Source organism: Streptomyces sp. NRRL WC-3618 (genome assembly GCF_001280005.1).
In the GTDB taxonomy this organism is placed as follows: domain Bacteria; phylum Actinomycetota; class Actinomycetes; order Streptomycetales; family Streptomycetaceae; genus Streptomyces.
This window is the reverse complement of record NZ_LGDW01000018.1, coordinates 11146-30090: the sequence shown is the minus strand read 5'-3', so window position 1 is coordinate 30090 and position 18945 is coordinate 11146. Positions and strand designations below refer to the sequence as shown.

Below are 18945 nucleotides of genomic sequence, written 5' to 3'. Positions count from 1 at the left end.
GGGGGGCTGTCCGCCGCCCGCAGGTGTCGCCGTGGGCCAGCCGCCGGGGCGTCGGCCACTGCCGGCGCTCGTCGCGGTGGGCCAGGCGCCGGGGGCGGTCTGTGCGGGGGCCGGGGCGACCGGGGCCTGGGGCTGCGCCGGAGGCTGGGGCTGGGGCTGATAGGGCTGCTGGGGCTGGGCCGGAGCCTGGGGTTGCGGGGCGGGCGCGGCGCCCGTGTCCGCCGTACCGGGCCCGCCGACCGCACCCGGCGCACTCGGGGCGTCGGCCCCCCTCGCCACCGCCCGTGCCGCCGCGAACCCGCCGCCCGTCGGCGCGCCCACGGGACCGCCCGCTGCCGCGCCCTCGTGCGCACCGGGTCCCGGCACGTAACCCATGGGGATTCCGGCGCCGCCCATGCCCATCGCGGGACCGCCGGAGAAGTTGACTCCGCGCTCCAGTTTGTCGAGGCGGGCCATGACCGAGCGCTCGTCGCCGTACGCGGCGGGGAGCAGCACGCGCGCGCAGATGAGTTCCAGCTGGAGCCGGGGCGAGGTCGCGCCCCGCATCTCGGTGAGGCCGTCGTTGACGAGGTCGGCGGCGCGGCTGAGTTCGGCGGCGCCGAAGACGCCGGCCTGTGCCTGCATACGCTCGATCACGTCCACGGGGGCGTCGATGAGCCCCTTCTCCGCAGCGTCCGGTACTGCGGCGAGGATCACCAGGTCGCGCAGCCGTTCGAGCAGGTCGGCGACGAAGCGGCGCGGGTCGTTGCCGCCCTCGATGATGCGGTCCACGACCTCGAAGGCCGCCGCTCCGTCCCCGGAGGCGAACGCCTCGACGACGGAGTCGAGCAGCGAGCTGTCCGTGTAGCCGAGCAGGGAGGTGGCCATGGCGTACGTCACGCCTTCGGCACCGGCGCCGGCCAGCAGCTGGTCCATGACGGACATCGAGTCTCGTACGGAACCCGCGCCGGACCGGACGACCAGCGGGAGCACACCGTCGGCGACCGGGATGTTCTCGTGTCCGCAGACCTCGGCGAGGTACTCACGGAGCGTGCCCGGCGGGACCAGCCGGAAGGGGTAGTGGTGGGTCCGGGAACGGATCGTCCCGATGACCTTCTCGGGTTCCGTGGTCGCGAAGATGAACTTGAGGTGCTCCGGCGGCTCCTCGACGACCTTGAGCAGCGCGTTGAACCCGGCCGGCGTGACCATGTGGGCCTCGTCGATGATGTAGATCTTGTAGCGGCTGCTGGCCGGCCCGAAGAAGGCCTTCTCGCGCAGGTCACGGGCGTCGTCCACACCACCGTGCGACGCCGCGTCGATCTCGATGACGTCGATCGACCCCGGCCCGTTGCGCGCCAGGTCCTGGCAGGACTGGCATTCACCGCAGGGCGTCGGCGTCGGACCCTTCTCGCAGTTCAGGCAGCGCGCCAGGATGCGCGCACTGGTCGTCTTCCCGCAGCCGCGCGGCCCGCTGAACAGGTACGCGTGATTGACCCGGTTGTTCCGCAGCGCCTGCTGCAGCGGGTCGGTTACATGCTCCTGCCCGATGACCTCGGCGAACGACTCCGGGCGATAGCGGCGGTACAGCGCAAGGGACGACACGCATACGACGATATCGGGCCCCACTGACAGTCGACCCCGCTCGCCCGCCTCACCCCGTACGGGACGCATCTGGCCGGGCACACAGAAGACCCCCCACGCACCCGCCAGAGCCAACCTACCCTTGCTGCCTTCCGGCCCTGGGGGAGTTCAGTCAGATAGCGCCGCGTGAGGGGCTGAGGCCCAGCGTACCTGATGGCAGGGGCCCCGAACGAGTTCGCAAGCACCACCCACGGTCATGTAATGTTCGCGTCGGAGGATTCGCCTAGTGGCCTAGGGCGCACGCTTGGAAAGCGTGTTGGGGGCAACCCCTCACGAGTTCGAATCTCGTATCCTCCGCCAGAAGGGGTCTGACCTGCGACTACGTAGGTCGGGCCCCTCTTCTGTTGAGGCAGCGACTCTCAGTCCAGACGCCGTTGGACAAGACGCTTGGGTAACTCCCACTTGGCTAGCGGCTCGACCTAGGGAGTCCTCCCCGTGGCCCGTAGCCCCCTCCGCTCACAGCAGCGAGTCAGCAGCAGCACCACAGCCGACACCCCCACTCCAGCACTCCGGCCGGTACGGGTCGTGAAGGGTGCCGAGGATGCCAGGCTGGCTCTGATCACTGAGCTTGAGCTTCACCTCTCCACCACCACGAACAAGCACGGTCGGCCCTTCCAGCGCAGGACGATCAACGCCTACAAGTACGCAGCGACTCAGCTTCACCACTGGCTCACCGCTCAGAAGGTCTCCGGAGACTTCACCTCCGTCGACACAGCCACGCTCAACCGATTCTTTCGCTGGTACTACCAGGAGCACGACGTACCCAAGAGCCAGGACGGAAAGGGCGGATATACCGGAGGAACGAACACAGTCCAAAGGAACCTCCGCGCACTGTTCTCGTACCTGGCAGAGGAGTACGACCACACCGATCCGTACGAGGACCCCAAGCTTCAGCGGTACGCAACTCCCCCTATGGGCAAGCCAAAGACTCTCTCGACTGAGTTCGTGGGAGACATGCTCAAGGCCACGGGGAACGGCTCTCCCAAGGTGCGTGACTTCCAGACCGTTCGGGATCACGCAATCCTGCGCGTACTCACTGAGGGTCTGCGGTCTGACGAACTCCTGAACCTCCGCGTACAGGACTTGGACCTTGCCAGGGCAACCCTGGTAGTGGTGCCGATCAAGATGGACAGGAACTCTCTGGATGGCCGGGTCATTCCTCTCCAGCCCAAGACGGTCAAGGCTCTGGCTCGGTATCTCCGCGTACGGGCCACACACAAGCGAGCGAACGTGGATGACTGGCTGTGGCTCGGTACGAGGAACCGTTCAAGGCTTCTCTACGCAGGACTTCACGGGCTGGTGAAGAAGTGGGCGGAGGAAGCTGGATACGACCCCGCCGCCGTATCTCCTCACTCGTTCTGCCACACATGGGCGGATGACCTGAAAGCGGCTGGAGTCTCGGGCGAACACATCATGGCTATCCGAGGGTGGAAGTCTCCGGCGATGCTCAGGCGGTATGGAGCGGACATGGCCAGCACCAGGGCTGTGAACGCGGTACAGGGCTTGGGTGACAGGTACTGACCGAGGGAGGCTGAGGGGCGCACGCAAGGGCGTTGCGCCCCTTCTCCATGTCCAAGGGTGAAGGTACGCACGTAAAGATGCGGGGATGATCAACACCTGTCATACTTGAGGTATCCCAACCATGCCCAAACTCAGGTTGGCAGTACGTCTCCGTCTGGTTCATCGCGCATCTCGCTGGCTACAGGGTCGGCTCTCGTTACGAGGGTCGGCCCTTTGTCATTGGCGCACAGGTGGACCAACAACCGACGCAATCACATCCACACGTGTATCCGCTCATGGTCCAACACCCGTGAGTACAACCGCCGAGGAGGCAACAACATGGCACGTCGCCACTACACCCGAGTACTTCGCAACAGCGCATACAAGTGCGTGAGCTGTCGGCAGGAGTTCTCTACCCGAGAGCAGTTCGGTAAGCACTGCCGACCACGCGGAAAGTGCAGGCATCCATGGGAGCTAGGACTAGAGGTTGATCTGACCCACGGCCCTTACTTCTGGGCCAAGGCAGCCTGACGCTCACCTACCCAGACAAAGCCCTGTACGGCCAGGAGAGAGGCTGTGAGGGAATGACAGTACAACTCATACATCGGCACGACAGAGGCTCTGAGACGGCGAATCTCGGGGCCTCTGTTGTATCCGGGAAGCAACACCGGAGGAGCATAACGGCGGGACGGCAAAGCGCCCGCCGCTCCTTGTCAGTAAGCGAGCACAACCATGACGAACAACGACGGAACCCTAGTAGGAGGAACCTGCGGTGTAAGTGAGTACGGAGTCCAGTGCGGTAATACGGTCAGGGCAAGAGGACCAGTCGGCCCCCAGTGGGCTCAGGTTCCAGTCTGCGAGAAGCATGCAGCCATTCTGACCAACTGGAACGTGGGAACGTATCGAACCCAAATGATGGCAGAGATGGAGAAGCGAGGTCTCATCAGTGGCCACCTTCCCGGATACACCTACATGATCTGGCTACCCAATGACCGGATCAAGATTGGATCGGTAGGGCGAGAGGACCGGCTACTAGAACGCTGGAAGGAGATCACTGCCGACTACGTCAAGGCGGGGTACAAGGACCCCATCAAGCCGCTAGCAGTATTCGAAGGAGGCAAGAGCAAGGAAGCTGCGATACAGGGGAAGTTCAACCACCTCAGGGTCCAAGACGAGCTAGGCGAACAGTTCACTCCAGACCCCGAGCTGATTGAGTACGCAGAGAATCAGAGGATTCCCACCGATCTAGCGTACCTGATTCCCACCTACGAGAAGTGGTGGGATCAGTACGCGCCCAAGAAGGGTATCGATATTCCGGCATCGGCAGGAGATGACTGGAACTTCTGAGTATGGAGGTGAGGCATGCACAAGATTGCAGGCAGTGAAGCAAAGGCCGTTCTGGCTGAGCTACTGCGTAAGGCCGAGTCGGGAGAAGAGGTTCACCTGACTCGGTACGGAGAGACAAGGGCAGTATTGATCGGCAAGGAGCAGTACGACCGATACCGCAGGAACCTAAGTCACAACGACTGAACATAGCGGCGGGACGGCAAAGCGTCCGCCGATACACAGACAACCACTGACCCTGTCTCCAGGGAGGCGGGGTTTCTTTATGCCCAGATCAAGGAGGGGCAATGACTGAGAACGTGAAGACCTGCGCAGGACCAGACTGCGACAAGAAGGTAAGGGCGTATGGACTATGCGCCACTCACGCACAGCAGCAGCTAAGGCGTGGCCGAGAGAACCTGATCCCCATTGGGTCGTACGTAAAGCCGGGCAAGGAGGGATGCGACGTAGAGAACTGCACTCGCTCTCACTACGCCAAGGGGTTCTGCTTCAGCCACTACAGGACACATCGCCGTAAGGCAGTGAAGGAAGGGCAGGGATGAGCGCACGAGACCACACAAAGATCCTCGGACACTTGAGGAAGCAGGCCATGGAATGTCAAGCCAGGATCGTGAAGAGCGTTGAGATACAGGCCGGTAAGGATGGGAGCTACGCCGTCCCGTTCTCTGGGGCAGGTAAGGGATTCAGCCCGAGAGATGTGGGTGAACTGTTGACCCTCTTTTCCTCCACTCCCTGGGAACTGTACAAGCTGGTTTCCGTAGTGATGGAGGCGGATGAGAGTGGTGAAGTCCGAGAGGCAGTAACGGCAGACCTCATTGAATGGCATGAGGGGGAGACAGTAGATGTGTGACGCTAAGGGTTGCGAGAGGTCCGTGTATCACCACGGTCATTGGCTCTGCTATCGGCACTATCTCATGATGAAGAACGGGGTTGCTGTACAGAGGAAGTGAATTCCCTGGGGGTCAGCCGGCTCGGGTTTACAACTGAATACGAGAATGACTTGCCAAGGGGCATCTACTCAATCCGAGTGGGTGCCCCTTCTGCATGGACAGATAACGGGGGCCTCAATGATCGGCCCCCTTACTCAACCAATGGACGGAGACGGAAAGACATGAGCAACAACTACGAAGAGCTATACACCGGAGACCTCAGTAGGATTGCCGAACAGTTCACGCGGGGAACGTGGGCAGGCACGGCTAAGGCTACGAAGGAGTGGCCCAAGGGGATTCCCGGACAGGCGTCCATTGTCACGCTGCTGGCCAACGGAACCCCCTTCAAGGCGAAGGGCACAGGATTCCTCGCTCGCTACGCCGACCGCATTAAGGAACACGGCCGACTGCTGGCTAAGCGAGGAAGGCCCCTTGCCGCAGAGAACATGCCCCCGACAGGCCAAGCAGCGCTCTGGTATCGGGATGTGGTCCAGTTCGTACCCCTCAGTGGAATGCTGGTAGCCAAGCAGGTAGCCAGACTGGCTGGGAATGATTCCAGGGTGACTATCCCGTGGCGCTCTCTGGCCGATGCGGTGGGCAGGAAGAATCGGGCGGGGAATCTCCGGTCCTACACAGAGCGGGGAGTACAGGCCCTAGTCGAAAGTGGCTGGCTTCGAGTGGAGACGATCGGAGAGAAGCGGGGAGCCAAGACCACGTTCTATCTCCAGGTGGGCGACTTCACCGACCGGACATGGATGCGTGACGAGGATCTCTACGAGGACGAACCCACGGTCTGACTTATGGCCCTAAGTAAGAGGTCACCACTCCACACCACCCGGGGAACTTATGGCCCTAAGAGTAGGAACCAGGGTCAACCACAGCTCACGACTTATGGCCCTAAGTAAGGAGTACCCCGTCAGTCACTGGATGAGCGGGAGATGGCTGGAGAGGCCTCCTCGGGTGCAAGGCATGGGGCGAACGTCAGGAGCCCATGCCGGTTCTAGTCGTAGTGACAAGACAGGCCGGTTTAAACCAAGGCACCTCATACGCCGGGCGGCTCAAAGACACGGTCGCTATCGCTCCGGGAACCCGCTAAGGCGGAACCCCTACGCTAGCGCTCCCTTGACTGGAGGAAGAGTGACAGGGGTAAGGACTGCTGACTTTCCCTCCGTTAGAGCGATAGCGGAGCAGCGCCTTAGCGCTGTGACGCGGTAGCGATGTCTGTTAGGCCGCGCGGCCTGAGCTGCACAGGACTAACCATCTAGTCCCTCGGGAGTCGGCATTCAGCGTTAGCGATGCTGTTAGCTCACCCTTTACTCATCTCACGCTAGCCGTTACTGGCCAGCGTTACTCAAGCAAGGAGACAAGACATGTACGACGTTACTGATGAACTGCGTTCCATCCGACGTACCCGTAAGACCGTTAACGCAATGGTGTGGGTCATCGTTACTGGAGCAGTGTTCTACAGCCTCATGACTACGACTCCGTTAGTTGCTGCTCACTCCGAGTGGAAGTGGTCTGGCTGGGCTCTGGGAGTTCTCACCGATGCTGCATTCATTCTATCCATCAGTGCAGATGCAACACTGTCCAGACATGGAGTCAAGGGAGGAAGGTGGCCAACGGCATTCCGTTGGGCCACCGGCCTAGCTTCCCTCTTCCTCAACACCTGGAGTTCGGTAGACACCGGGGATTGGGTTGGTGTGGCTATCCACTCCATTTCCCCGGCAGTCCTCATCTGTGCTGCCGAGGTATCACCTCACTACCGCTGTATGTTCCGAGACCTGGAGCTAACGCTAACGGAGCAGGTAACGGTGAAAGTAGTAACGCAGTCGCTAACGCCAAAGAAGGCAACGACCGCCAAGAGGAGTAACGCTAGCGGAGAGAAGAACAAGGCAGCGATCCGTAAGGCGTTCCTAGATGGACTAACGCCGACAGAGGCAGCGAAGAAGATTGGAGTAACGAGGGGCTACGTCTCTCAGCGCTACAAGGAGATAAGGGAAGAGCTGAAGCTGACCGCATAAGAGAAGGGGCTCACCGACAAGTGTCGGTGGCCCCACTCTGAATACCCACTACCCCCGAGCCGGCTGGTCCTTACTGGAAAGCAGCAATCCACCCATGGCTATCACTCCGATCAGAGCGACCAAGGCGTATTGATCGTAGTCACTATCCACAACGGACGTTAGGAGGAGCCCACCGAACGGAGTAAGTCCCGCCCCGATTGCCTGACCGATAGAGGGTGTCCCAAGCACCCCGATGAACCATGCCCCAGCTATGAGAAGAAGGGTTCCCCACCAAGGCAGGAAGAACGAGGAACCCACCACACCGAGACCAAGCAAGAACCCTAAGCATCCCATTACACGACCCCTCCCGATTCAGTTAGCCAGGCGAGTATGGCTGAAGATCTCCCCCGAGAAACACAAGAGACCGGGGATGAAAGGGCCCCCGGTGAAGCCCCACCCCTGCTTCCTGTGCCCTCTCACGCCACCCTGAGCACCACTCAGACCCCGTGTCGAGTCGGTTTCCTGTTCTGGCAACTCAACACCCTTGCGCCTGTGGGTTGGTGTTGGCCAGCATCGGGCAGGGACACAACGAAGCAGACCAGGGAGGGAACCCCATGAAGGTGACCATGCTCGCGACCACGTGCGACCTCAAGGACTGCCCCACCATCTACGCCACGGACAGGGGCACGCTCCTTTTCCAGGGCGAGACTCCCACCGACCACGGCCTAGAGATTCCCGGTCACGAAACCGTGGTTGAACTCCCTGTGGAACTCATCAGGAAGGCAATTGCCGATGGGCTCATCTAAGAGCCTCGCTGAACTCTTCGACACCTTTGAGCGGGAAGCATTCCGGCTTGAGACCCTAGACGACTACAGCAAGTCGGGAAGTACAGACGCCTATCAAGCCTTCCTTGCCGGGGAATCTCAGCCGGACGACTACAACGATGCTTGGGTGGAAGAACTCCTCTCCCACACAAGCACGGGCAAGCGGGTCTATCGGGTGCACATCCTGTCTCGCCCTCTCACTCCGTATCTCCGGTTTGAGCTTGGGTGGGGCTACCGGAAGAACGCGACAGGCGGTGAAGAGTTCTTCATTCTCGACACCACCGACAAGCCGAACCCCCTTGAAGGCGTAGAGGACTTCTGGCTCTTTGATGAGACAGCCCCTGTTGTCATGCACTACGACGAGACAGGAGCAATCTCGGGACGGGAAACCGTTCCCGAGAGCCGGGCACAGGAGTTCATCAATTACCGGGACACAGCTCTAGCCCATGCTGAGCCGTTCCCCGAATGGTGGGCGAAGTACGGCGAGTGAATAGAGGAGAGCTAGGGGCCGCACTACGGGCACTTCGGCTGGCATCTGGAAAGGAAGCCAAGGCCGTGGCCCGTAGTGCAGTCATGTCTACAAGCAAGCTGAGCAAGATTGAAACGGGGAAGGTTGCCCCTTCTGTCGTAGACGTAGAGAGCATCCTTACGGCCATCGGCGTCTCTGATGAGGTAAAGGCGGAATACCTAGAGGTCGTTCGAGCATCGACTACGGAAACGACAGCTTGGCGACTTGTCCGGCGCATGGGAGTCCATAAGGCTCAGCAGCAGACCCGAGCCCTTGAGACTCAAATGACTCTGCTGCGACTGTTCCAACCGGCCTTGATTCCCGGACTCCTTCAAACCCCTGAGTACATCCGGGCAATCCTCTCTCGGCATGACCTCACCGAAGATGTCCTAACCCGGACCACTAGCGCCCGCCTTGAACGGCAGCAGGTTCTCTACGACGACAGTAAGACTCTGCGTTTCGTCATCACTGAGAATGTCCTGCGGTGGCGTATCGTGTCGGCTCCCAGGATGGCCGAACAGGTAGACCGGCTCATCTCTCTTTCTCGCTTGCCCAACATAGACATTCGCGTTGTCCCGTTCACTGCGACACAGAGAGACATTGCCAATCACGCGTTCGTCATTCGGGACGACAGGACTGTATCGGTTGAAACTGTCCACGCTGAGCTAGTAGTCACAGACCCCAGAGATGTTGCGACGTACGTAAGCAAGTTCGAGGGGTTCGCATCCGTCGCTCTTTCTGGTGACGACATGCGAGAGATGCTGGCAGGCGTGCGGGACGACTTCTTGCGCGAACAGGAAACTGGCTAGGTCCGGTTGCACGCTTTCCCTAGCCTTCTTGGGAAGTGACATAGGCCCCAGGGAGCGCACGTGACAGCCAAAGCGCCGGAGGATACAGACACACCGATTGTCAAGGAATGGAACTGGACACGGCATGACAAGTGCGCATGGTTGTCACGCTGTCAACTGAGAAAGCAACTCGCCGTATGGGAGGTCTCCGCGTTCGAGGATATCGCCGTACTCCTCTTCTCCGAGTTGTTCACTAACGCCCTGCGTAACTCACCACGTGGTCGTGAGATTCAGACTCGATTCATGCTGTACTCCGACCGGCTGCGCATTGAGGTAGCTGACACATCCGAAAAGATGCCGCAACCTCGCACGGCCGGTGACGATGAGGAATCCGGGCGAGGTCTCGTCCTGGTGGAGGCTCTTGCTGACAAGTGGGGCGTAGAGCCTCGTTCCCGAGAAGGCCAGTACGCCCCCGGCAAGACCGTGTGGTTCGAGCTGTGTAGGGCATGACCGCCCTTGTCCACCCCGAGAGCGGGCACTACCGATCCATTGGGTGAAAAGCACATCATGGCCGGGGAGAATGCAGCCCTAGCACGGCGTAGCTGTCACTTGCTGTGCGTTATGGGCATGAAATCACAGACTGGAGACTAAGCCCCTGCTCATTCTCCGGCCATTCCTACCCACGACCCCGCCCGAGCGCGTGACCCACCTCACATGTATTTATGCTGGAATTTTCAGGGGACTCACTCCCCCTTGATCATCCCCATTTAATAACCCCCGGGTCGGTGTACAGTACATCTGGCGATTCTCGGAAAGCCTTGCTGCATCTGCCATCCACTCACTCGGAATTCGCCTGGAAATGGAATGGAAAGCAGGGCTTGGGTGGGGCCTGGCCTGGTGCTTCACATATACAGAGTCGCTCTCTCACACATATCCGCAATGGATTGGTGAGAGTCCCACTGCATTCCAGTCAGACGACACAGCCAGTGCACTCCTGACCTACCCCTCTGCGTGTCCGTCTCCAGGGCTGTGGGGACATGGCTGGACCGAGGGACCGGAGAGGGCAGAGACGGCAGCAGAGGGGCACACAGGGCTTCAGGGTCGGTCCTGTCGGTGGGGCCCCTGCCTCCCCACCGAACCCACTCAGGGAGTACCAGGACAGGGCAGGCCGAGACCGGAGGATCGCTCCTGGTGAAGCGGGAGGACGGCCACCAGGGCGCACTGCCCAAGACGCTTACCTCTCGTCAGAACCGCTTGACTCAGGCTCCGTCCCTGGTCACAGTGGGTCCGTCGCAGTCTTTGGACGATGCGCTTGGAAAGCGTGTTGGGGGCAACCCCTCACGAGTTCGAATCTCGTATCCTCCGCCAGTGCCTCACCGGGCACGATGTCGAAGGGCTCCACCGCTTGCGGTGGAGCCCTTCTTCGTTGTCCGTCTCAGTTGGTTTTCGGGAGCTCCCGGAGCGCGTCGCCGACCTGCTGCGCGACCTTGCGGAGCATGGTCCCCGTCACATGCATGTACCGGGCGCGCATCCGAGCCGCTCCCCCGGGCTCCCAGCCCGTGATCGAGTCGATCACGACGTCCGGGACGCCGAGGATCAGGAGGACGGTCGCGGCGGTGTGGCGAGCGTCATGGAGACGGCCGTTCCGGACGCCCGCATCCCGAAGCAGCCGCTTCCAGATGTGGAAGTCGGTGTTCGGGCTCAGCGCTCCGCCGATCGGCGAGGCGAAGACGTACCCCTTGCCCTCCCAGTCGGCACCGGCCGCGATCCGCTCCCGCTCCTGAGCTTCCTGGTGCAGCCGGAGAATCTTGATCAGCGGATCGGGCAGGCCGATGGTGCGCCGCCCGGCGCGCGACTTGGTGGACTTGTGCTCGCGTCGGGTCTGCTCCCGCTTGGGGCAGTAGCCCGCCTTACGGCCACACGGATTGGTGCCGCAGCCGTGCGCGTACTTGGGGCGGAGCCGGTTCTTGCGGATGCGTGCGTATCCCGCGTCCAGGTCGACGTCTTCCCAGTGGAGTCCGAGCGCTTCCCCTTGGCGGAGGCCGAGGGCCAGGGCGACGACCCAACGCGCGCTGTTGCGAAGCTTTGCCGCCTCGACGAGGAGTCGCTGTACCTCCTCGATCGTGTAGGGCTCGATGTCCTCTCGCGGCCCGCCTGCGCATCGTTCGGCCACTCTGCCCCGACGACCGCGACGGCACCCACCCAAAGCCGGTCTCGGACCGGGCGGTGTGGTGGTGCACGCCCAGGGCCCCTGCGAACGCACCGGTGTGCTGACGGCCGCCCGGCGGATCCGTACGGGCCTCAGGACATGCTGCCCCGGCACACCCTCCCCACGGCCGGGGTGCGGCCCGTGCGGAGATATGTGTCGACCGCCTCCCTGACGCAGCGGTTCTGCGGGTATGTGCCGTGGCCCTCCTCCTCGGCCGTCAGGAGCACGCCGACACCGTCGCCCAGGGCGCGGGCCATGTGGCGGGCGCCGGGATATGGGGTAGTCGGGTCGCCGGTGCCGCCGACCACCAGGACGGGGGCCGCGCCGTCGGCGATCACCTGGGGCGTGGCGCGTTCGCCGTCGAACGGCCAGTCGTAACAGAGGTAGACGCCAGCGGACCAGGCCGCGCCGAAGACAGGTGAGGCGGCTTTGATCCGGGCCTCGTCCCTGTCGAGGCGCTCGAAGCCAGGGCGCAGGCTGGAGTCCGCGCACGTGATCGCGACCAGGGCGGCGCGGCTGCTGTCGCGCGGGGCCGGCGCGCGGTCGGCGGAGCCGAGATCGCCCGCGCCGACCTTGCTCAGCGGACCGCCGTCGTTGCGCTCGATCAGCGCGGTGAGAGCCTTGGCGAGCGGCGACCAGCCGTCTGTGCCGAGGACGAGATGGTCACCGACGGTGCGCGCGAGGTCGTCGGCGTCGAGGTTCCTTCCGCCGCCGGCCGGGGCGGGCGTCTTCTCCAGGCGGTCGGCCAGGCGCGCCATGCGTCGCGCGGCCTCCTCGGGCCCATCACCGGTCGGGCAGGGGCGGATACGGGCCGCGCAGTGGGCGGCGAACCGGTCGAACGCCGCCTGGACCGCCTTGACCTGCGACACCTGCTTCTCGTTGAGGTCCTCGGTCGGATCGACGGACGCTTCGAGGACGAGCCGTCCGACGTGCGACGGGTACAGGTGGGCGTAGACCGCGCCGAGCGCGGTTCCGTACGAGACGCCGAAGTAGTGCAGCCGCTCGTCGCCGAGGAGGTAGCGCATCAGGTCGAGGTCGCGCGCGGTGTGCGAGGTGCCGATGTACGGGAGGAGCGCCCCGGAGTGCTTGGCGCAGGCGTCGGCCCCGTCGTAGCCGATGTCGTCCGCGGTCTTGCCGCAGCGCACGGGGATGGTCGCGCCAACGCCGCGCGGGTCGAAGGAGACCAGGTCGTAGCGGTCGAGGAGCGGCTTGTACTCGTTGAGGAATTCGGGCAATCCGCTCACGCCGGATACGCCGGGGCCGCCGAAGTTGAGGACGAGTGAGCCGATGCGCCGGGCGTTCGGGCCGGTGGCCTTACGGCGGATCAGGGCGACGTCGATCGTCCTGCCATCTGGTTTCCGGTAGTCGAGGGGGGCCTTCATGGCGGCGCAGTCGTAGCCCGTGCGCGCGGTGGGCGGCGAGGTGCAGCGGGACCAGCGGAGGTGCTGGCCGGTGGTGACCGCGGTGGGCAGAGCGGCAGGCGGGTTGTTCGCGGTGAACTCCGTACGCGGCTCCGCACTCCGGCCGGGAGCGTCGTGCTGGAGCCAGGCGCCGACGGCCCCGATCGCGGCGAGGACGACCACGGCAATAATCCGCGCACCGACCGAAAGGCCCGTGCTGCGGCTTCGTATCGGATGTGCGTCACTCATCGAAATCCCCGCGCTCCCGCCCCTGGACGCCCGCCCCGTGCCCGCTTGCCCGCGTCCGTGATCGTCCGATCGTCAAATGAGTGCAGAGTACAAGCCGTCTCCGACAGCAGCTCAGCTCCTGGCGACACGGATCCCCAACCCGGTGAACGTATGCGGTCACAGCACTGGGCGGGGTAGGGCTCGTGGTTGGCGGGCACGGTGTACTCGGCTTCCCCGGCCTGCGGGCCGGATCGGCAGTCGACCGGCCGCGGCGGGGTCGTGAAGCTCCTGTCGGCTCCTGGTGTGCCGGTCACTGGACCAGTTCGATGTGGGGGAGGGACGGGTCGGCCGGGCAGGCGTGGAGCTGGAGGTTGTTGTCGCCGGTGATGCCGATCTCGGTGAAATCGCCGGCCTGTGTGCCCAGGGGAAGCGGGGTCGGGTTCGTCCGTTCCTCCTCGGGGATCCAGGTCTCGCTGCCGCCGTCCCATTCCGAGGAGGCGATGGTGAGGAGCGGGACCTCCTCGGTGCCGCACTCGGGGCAGGGGCGGGGCTTGGGGTCGGTGGGGCTCCAGCGGGTCCAGCCGCCGGTCTTCCAGCCGGGAGCGGTGGAGAGGTTGTTCAGGTAGAGCTCGCCCGGGTCGTCCGCGTACGTGTTGTACCGGGCGGGGTCGATCGACTCCCAGCGGCTCTCGTCGTCCAACTGCTCCCGAAGCTCCTCGCTCAGTTCCGAGGGGTTGGGGTAATCGGTGACCTGCTCACCGGGCACGATGTCGAAGGGCCCCACCGCTTGCGGTGGGGCCCTTCGGCGGTTTCCGTCTCAAAGCCGGAGGGCTGGTCGCTGCTGTCCGCCGACGCGGTCGGCGACGCCTGGCGGGCTCTGCGTGGTCGCCGCCGGCGCTGAACGCAGTGCGCGCCGGGAGAGCGCGCGTCCACCTGTCTCCGCCCGGTTGACCTTTCCATCGGACGACCGTGACCTGTAAGTTCGCGTGTGCATACGGTTGTTGGCGGGCTGTCTGTGACGGGGGTTGCGTGGTGGCGGGTTATCGGCCGACGGACTGGCATGTGCTGGACCTGGACAAGGATCCGACGCCGGGGGATCCGGACCGGGTTCGGTCGCTGGCCAGGCAGCTGCATGACTTTGCCGATGATGTCGCCGATGCGCTCCGCCTTGTCAAAGGGATGGCGGAGGAGGATGCCGTCCTGACATCGGTGGGCAAGACCGCCGATGTGTTCCGGGACGAGTTCTCCAGTGTCCCGAAGAATCTGAAGAAGCTGAAGAAGTCGTACGACCTGGCCGGGGATGCGCTGGCGGCGTACTGGCCGAAGCTGGAGCGGGCTCAGGCGCTGGCGGACAGGGCGCTGGCCAACGGGCGGGATGCGCAGGCCGACCTGTCGTCAGCCAAGTCCCGTCTGTCCACGGCCGATTCGTGGGTGACCCGCGCCAATAAGGAGGCCGACAAGTACAAGGAGGACAAAGACGCGGGCAAGGACGTCCCCAAGCCGGACGAGTCCAAGGTCCGCGCCGCCACCCGGGACGCGCAGAACGCCGAGTCCGCGCACACCTCCGCCCAGTCGGACGTCACCTCCGCCTCGAACGCGCTGGCCGCGGCGAAGAAGATGGCCGAGGACGCGCGGACGATGCTTGAGGAGGCCGCGGGGGAGGCCAAGCGGAAACTCGACGAGGCGTCCGACGCGGGCATTCAGAACCGCAAGTGGTACGAGGAGGTCGGTGACTGGGTCTCCGACAACTGGGACACCATCGTCACGGTCTGCAAGGTTGTCGTCGCAGTTGTCGGCATCGTCGCGATGATCATCGGCGGGCCGATCCTCGGCGCCATCGTCCTGATCGCCGCGCTGGTCGTCCTCGCCGATACGCTCAACAAATACGCCAAGGGCCAAGCCTCTCTGTGGGATGTGGCGTTCGCCGCGCTGGACTGCATACCCGGTATGAAGGGCCTGACCACCCTCGGCGGACTCGCCAAGGGCCTCAAGGGCATGGCGGCGATGAAGGGCGGCCTGAAGGGCATGGGGCTGGCGGCCCGCGGCCTGGGCAAGAACGCCCGCGGCGTGGTCGCCGACGGCGCCAAGGGGGCCTACAACCGGGCCAAGAACCTCGTCCGCTCCAAAGGCAGCGACCCCGTCGACATGGCCACCGGCTCCATGTACCTGCCGCAGACCGACGTGGAGCTGCCAGGCCTGCTGCCGCTGGCGTTCACCCGTCGGGTCGCCTCCGACTACCGCTGCGGCTGGTGGTTCGGCCCCGGGTGGGCCTCCACCATCGACCAACGCCTCGAAACCGACGAGGACGGCATCGTCTTCGTCACCGAGGACGGCCTGCTCCTCGCCTACCCGCACCCCTCGAGTGCGCAAGTCCCCGTCATACCCGAGGCCGGTCCCCACCGGCCGCTGACCCGCCTGGACGACGGCGGCTACCGCATCGACGAACCGCTGACCGGCCACACCCGTCATTTCACCCGCCCCGCCGCCGATGGCATCGCGCTTCTGGCCCGCATCACCGACCGCAACCAGCACACGATCACCTTCGACTACGACGAGCACGGCACCCCCCTTGCGATCCGCCACTCCGGCGGCTACCACCTCAAGCTCACCACCGACGAAGGCCGCGTCACCGCCCTGAGCCTGGCCGGGGCGGCCGAAGACGGCATGGACGTCGTCATCAAGCGCTACGGCTACACCGACAGCAACCTCACCGCGGTCGCCAACTCCGCAGGACCGCCGCTCAAGTTCACCTACGACGAGCGACTGCGTGTCACCTCGTGGGAGGACACGAACCGGGGCCGCTACCACTACGCCTACGACGACCAGGACCGCTGCATCGCCGAGGGCGGCGAGGCCGGGCACATCGCGATCACCCTCGCCTACGACGAGACTGATCCCGCCCGGCCCGACTGCCGCATCACCACCCTCACCACCGCCGAGGGCAACGTCCGCCGTTTCGTCATCGACGACCGGTGCCTGGTCGTCGCCGAGACCGACCCACTGGGCGGCACGGTCACCACCACCTACGACGCCCATCGGCACGTCACCGCGACAACGGATCAACTCGGGTACAGCACAACCTTCGTGAACAACGAGGTGGGGCAGCCGGTCAAGGAGACTCGGCCCGACGGCTCGGTCGTTCGCGTCGCCTACGACGAGCAGCGTGTTCCTACGGCCATAACCCTGTCGGACGGCTCCTCCTGGCAGTACGCCAACGACGAGCGCGGAAACGTCACCGCCATCACCGACCCCGTCGGCGCGACCACGCACTTCATCCGCGGAACGGACGGCAGCCTCATCGAGGCCCTGGACGCATCCGGCCGTACCTCCGCCTATGCGAACAACGCCGCCGGCCTCCCGCTGGCCGTGACCGACGGCCTCGGCAACACCACGCGCTACGCGTACAACGCCTTCGGCCTGACCACTGCGGTGACCGACGCGCTCGGCCACGAGACCTGCCTGGAATGGACCGTCGAGGGCCTGCTCGCCGGCCGCACCGACCCGGACGGGTCGCGCGAGAGCTGGGAGTACGACAGCGAGGGCAACTGCGTCCGCCACGTCGACGCCGTCGGTCAGGTGAGCACGTTCGAGTACACCCACTTCGACCGGCTCAGCGCACGCACCGGTCCGGGAGGCGAGCGCCTCACCTTCACGCACGACGCCGAGCTCCGCCTCGCCCAGGTCACCAACCCTCAAGGACTGACCTGGAGCTACACCTACGACGCGGCGGGGCAACTCCTCACCGAATCCGACTTCGACGGCCGCACCACCCGCTATGCCTACGACGCGGCGGGCCGTCTCGCCACTCGAACCAACGCTCTCGGCCAGAGCATCCGCTACCAGCGAGACGCTCTGGGGCAGATCACCGCCAAGGACGCGGACGGCACGACCACCGTCTACACGTACACGGCGAACGGTTCGCTGACCGGGGCCGTCGGCCCGGACAGCAGCCTGCACGTGGAACTCGACGCGGCCGGCCGTCGCATCAGGGAGACCGTCGACGGCCGAACCATGAGCTTCGCCTACGACGCCTCCGGCAACCGGACGCTGCGCATCACCCCTTCGGGCGCACGCAGCAACTGGGCGTATGACGCCGCAGGACGCACCTTCCAGCTGGCCACAGCAGGTCACACCATCGACTTCGTGCACGACGCGGCAGACCGCGAAGTCATCCGCCGAATCGACGGCGCACTCACCTTCACTCGCGGCTACGACAGCCTCGACCGGCTGATCACGCAGGAGAGCACGGCTCCCGGAGACCACCGGATCGCAGAGCGCTCCTACAGCTACCGCCCCGACGGCTACCTCACAGCAATCCAGGACTCCCGCACGGGCAGCCGACGCTTCGATCTCGACACCCAAGGCCGCGTCACGGCGGTGCACGCGGCGGGCTGGAGCGAGCGCTACGCCTACGACTCCGCGGGTAACCAGACCGAGGCCGCGTGGCCCGCGAAGCATCCCGGCCACGAGGCCGCCGGGTCGCGCGAATACGCAGGAACGCGGCTGACGCGAGCGGGAGGTGTTCATTACGAGCACGACGCCCAGGGACGAGTGGTCATGCGCCGCAAGACCCGGCTCTCCCGCAAACCCGACATCTGGCGGTACGAGTGGGATGCCGAGGACCGGCTCACAGCCGTCACCACACCGGACGGCAGCCGCTGGCGCTACACCTACGACCCACTGGGGAGACGGACCGGAAAGCTCCGTCTCGACGCCGACGGGAAGACTGTCCTGGAACGCACCGTCTTCACCTGGGACGGCAACACCTTGTGCGAACAGACCACCGAGCGGGGCGACACAGGCGGGCGCACCACGCTCACCTGGGACCACGACGGGCTGTCTCCCCTGAGCCAGGCCGAACGCATCTGGGCAGCCGAAGCGCCCCAGGAAACCATCGACGAGCGCTTCTTCGCCATCGTGACCGATCTCATCGGCACCCCGACCGAACTGGTCTCCCCGGTCGGAGAGGTCGCCTGGCACACTCGGTCCACTCTCTGGGGAACCACCGCCTGGAACCATGACGCGAGCGCGTACACCCCGCTGCGCTTCCCCGGCCAGTACCACGACCCGGAGACCGGTCTCCACTACAACCATTACCGTCACTACGACCCCGAGACGGCTCGCTACGCCAGCCCGGACCCCCTCGGCCTGCTCCCGGCGCCGAACCCCGTCACTTACGTTCACAACCCCCATAGTTGGTCCGACCCGCTGGGTCTCGCGCCTTTGTGCCATCAGCACGGCGGCGACACCGGCAGCCCCGACGGCCTCGGGCTTCTCCCTGGCCCTGCGCCACAACACGCTGTGGACATGCTGAACAACGTCAACGCCCGGCCCGGAGGTATCGGAAAGGTCGACGGCTACCATGGCAACGCGAACTGGGGTAACAACAAGTCCGTCCTGCCAGGGGGCAAGTACAAGGAATGGGACGTCAACGCCAAGGTCGACCTCCCGCAGTGCAGCGCGCCAGGCTGTGGCAAGGAAATCAGAGGCCCCGAGCGCCTCTTGACTCCGAAGGACGGCCCCGGCCCTGCGTATTACACGCCGGACCACTACGGAACTTTCTACTACGTTGGCGAATTCACAGGGTGATCCAGG

14 protein-coding genes, 1 tRNA gene, 1 other RNA gene and 1 pseudogene are annotated in these 18945 nt (G+C 64.4%); 12 read left to right on the top strand and 5 right to left on the bottom strand.

Annotation, left to right across the window (positions count from 1 at the left end; genetic code table 11):
• Together ADL01_RS03555 and ffs are read right to left on the bottom strand one after the other, a co-directional pair.
• On the bottom strand, window positions 1-1581 hold a 1581-nt coding region (locus ADL01_RS03555; RefSeq protein ID WP_053740385.1), incomplete at its 3' end, for a DNA polymerase III subunit gamma and tau.
• A gap of 81 nt (window positions 1582-1662) precedes the next feature.
• An RNA gene (gene ffs, locus ADL01_RS40940) (signal recognition particle sRNA small type) lies at window positions 1663-1759 on the bottom strand.
• Between the two features lie 73 nt (window positions 1760-1832).
• Here ffs and ADL01_RS03550 point away from each other — a divergent pair.
• The 11 genes from ADL01_RS03550 to ADL01_RS41325 all read left to right on the top strand — a co-directional run bounded on the left by ADL01_RS03550 (window position 1833) and on the right by ADL01_RS41325 (window position 10023).
• A tRNA-Ser gene (locus ADL01_RS03550) sits at window positions 1833-1920 on the top strand.
• 225 nt (window positions 1921-2145) lie between these two features.
• Window positions 2146-3141: a tyrosine-type recombinase/integrase gene (locus ADL01_RS03545; protein WP_234354484.1), complete on the top strand. Its 996-nt coding sequence runs from the start codon at window positions 2146-2148 to the stop codon at window positions 3139-3141.
• A gap of 711 nt (window positions 3142-3852) precedes the next feature.
• Complete coding sequence (locus ADL01_RS03540; protein ID WP_159049443.1) at window positions 3853-4467, top strand: hypothetical protein; 615 nt, start codon at window positions 3853-3855, stop codon at window positions 4465-4467.
• 15 nt (window positions 4468-4482) lie between these two features.
• A complete protein-coding gene (locus ADL01_RS47660; protein ID WP_078960301.1) occupies window positions 4483-4650 on the top strand; it encodes a type II toxin-antitoxin system prevent-host-death family antitoxin in 168 nt (55 codons plus the stop codon).
• Window positions 4651-5002: 352 nt separating this feature from the next.
• Window positions 5003-5314 carry a hypothetical protein gene (locus ADL01_RS03535; RefSeq protein ID WP_053740382.1) on the top strand — a complete coding sequence of 104 codons (312 nt, stop codon included), beginning with the start codon at window positions 5003-5005 and terminating at the stop codon, window positions 5312-5314.
• Window positions 5315-5575: 261 nt separating this feature from the next.
• Entirely contained in the window at window positions 5576-6190 is a 615-nt protein-coding gene (locus ADL01_RS44480) for a hypothetical protein (RefSeq protein WP_159049442.1), read from the top strand.
• A gap of 573 nt (window positions 6191-6763) precedes the next feature.
• Window positions 6764-7414, top strand: a complete 651-nt coding sequence (locus ADL01_RS43410; RefSeq protein WP_107090792.1) for a sigma factor-like helix-turn-helix DNA-binding protein — start codon at window positions 6764-6766, stop codon at window positions 7412-7414.
• A 593-nt stretch (window positions 7415-8007) separates the two neighbouring features.
• Window positions 8008-8199, top strand: coding sequence for a hypothetical protein (locus tag ADL01_RS03530; RefSeq protein ID WP_053740381.1), 192 nt, complete (start codon window positions 8008-8010; stop codon window positions 8197-8199).
• Window positions 8186-8707: a DUF6879 family protein gene (locus ADL01_RS03525; protein ID WP_053740380.1), complete on the top strand. Its 522-nt coding sequence runs from the start codon at window positions 8186-8188 to the stop codon at window positions 8705-8707. Before ADL01_RS03530 ends, ADL01_RS03525 begins: the two co-directional genes overlap by 14 nt.
• Window positions 8704-9534, top strand: coding sequence for a helix-turn-helix domain-containing protein (locus ADL01_RS03520; protein WP_078960300.1), 831 nt, complete (start codon window positions 8704-8706; stop codon window positions 9532-9534). The genes ADL01_RS03525 and ADL01_RS03520 overlap by 4 nt, the downstream gene beginning before the upstream one ends.
• A 60-nt stretch (window positions 9535-9594) precedes the next feature.
• Complete coding sequence (locus tag ADL01_RS41325; RefSeq protein WP_234354483.1) at window positions 9595-10023, top strand: ATP-binding protein; 429 nt, start codon at window positions 9595-9597, stop codon at window positions 10021-10023.
• A 925-nt stretch (window positions 10024-10948) separates the two neighbouring features.
• Here the strand turns inward: ADL01_RS41325 and ADL01_RS03515 are convergent.
• The 3 genes and pseudogenes from ADL01_RS03515 to ADL01_RS03505 all read right to left on the bottom strand — a co-directional run.
• Window positions 10949-11756: pseudogene (locus ADL01_RS03515) on the bottom strand (tyrosine-type recombinase/integrase); the annotation flags it as partial.
• Window positions 11757-11814: 58 nt separating this feature from the next.
• Window positions 11815-13371, bottom strand: a complete 1557-nt coding sequence (locus tag ADL01_RS03510) for an alpha/beta hydrolase (protein WP_053740378.1) — start codon at window positions 13369-13371, stop codon at window positions 11815-11817.
• Between the two features lie 289 nt (window positions 13372-13660).
• Window positions 13661-14134: a hypothetical protein gene (locus tag ADL01_RS03505; protein ID WP_199834742.1), complete on the bottom strand. Its 474-nt coding sequence runs from the start codon at window positions 14132-14134 to the stop codon at window positions 13661-13663.
• 395 nt (window positions 14135-14529) lie between these two features.
• Between ADL01_RS03505 and ADL01_RS03500 the strand changes: the two genes are divergently transcribed.
• Window positions 14530-18939 (top strand): DUF6531 domain-containing protein, encoded by a 4410-nt coding sequence (locus ADL01_RS03500; RefSeq protein ID WP_234354482.1) that lies wholly within the window; start codon window positions 14530-14532, stop codon window positions 18937-18939.
• Window positions 18940-18945: the final 6 nt, after the last annotated feature.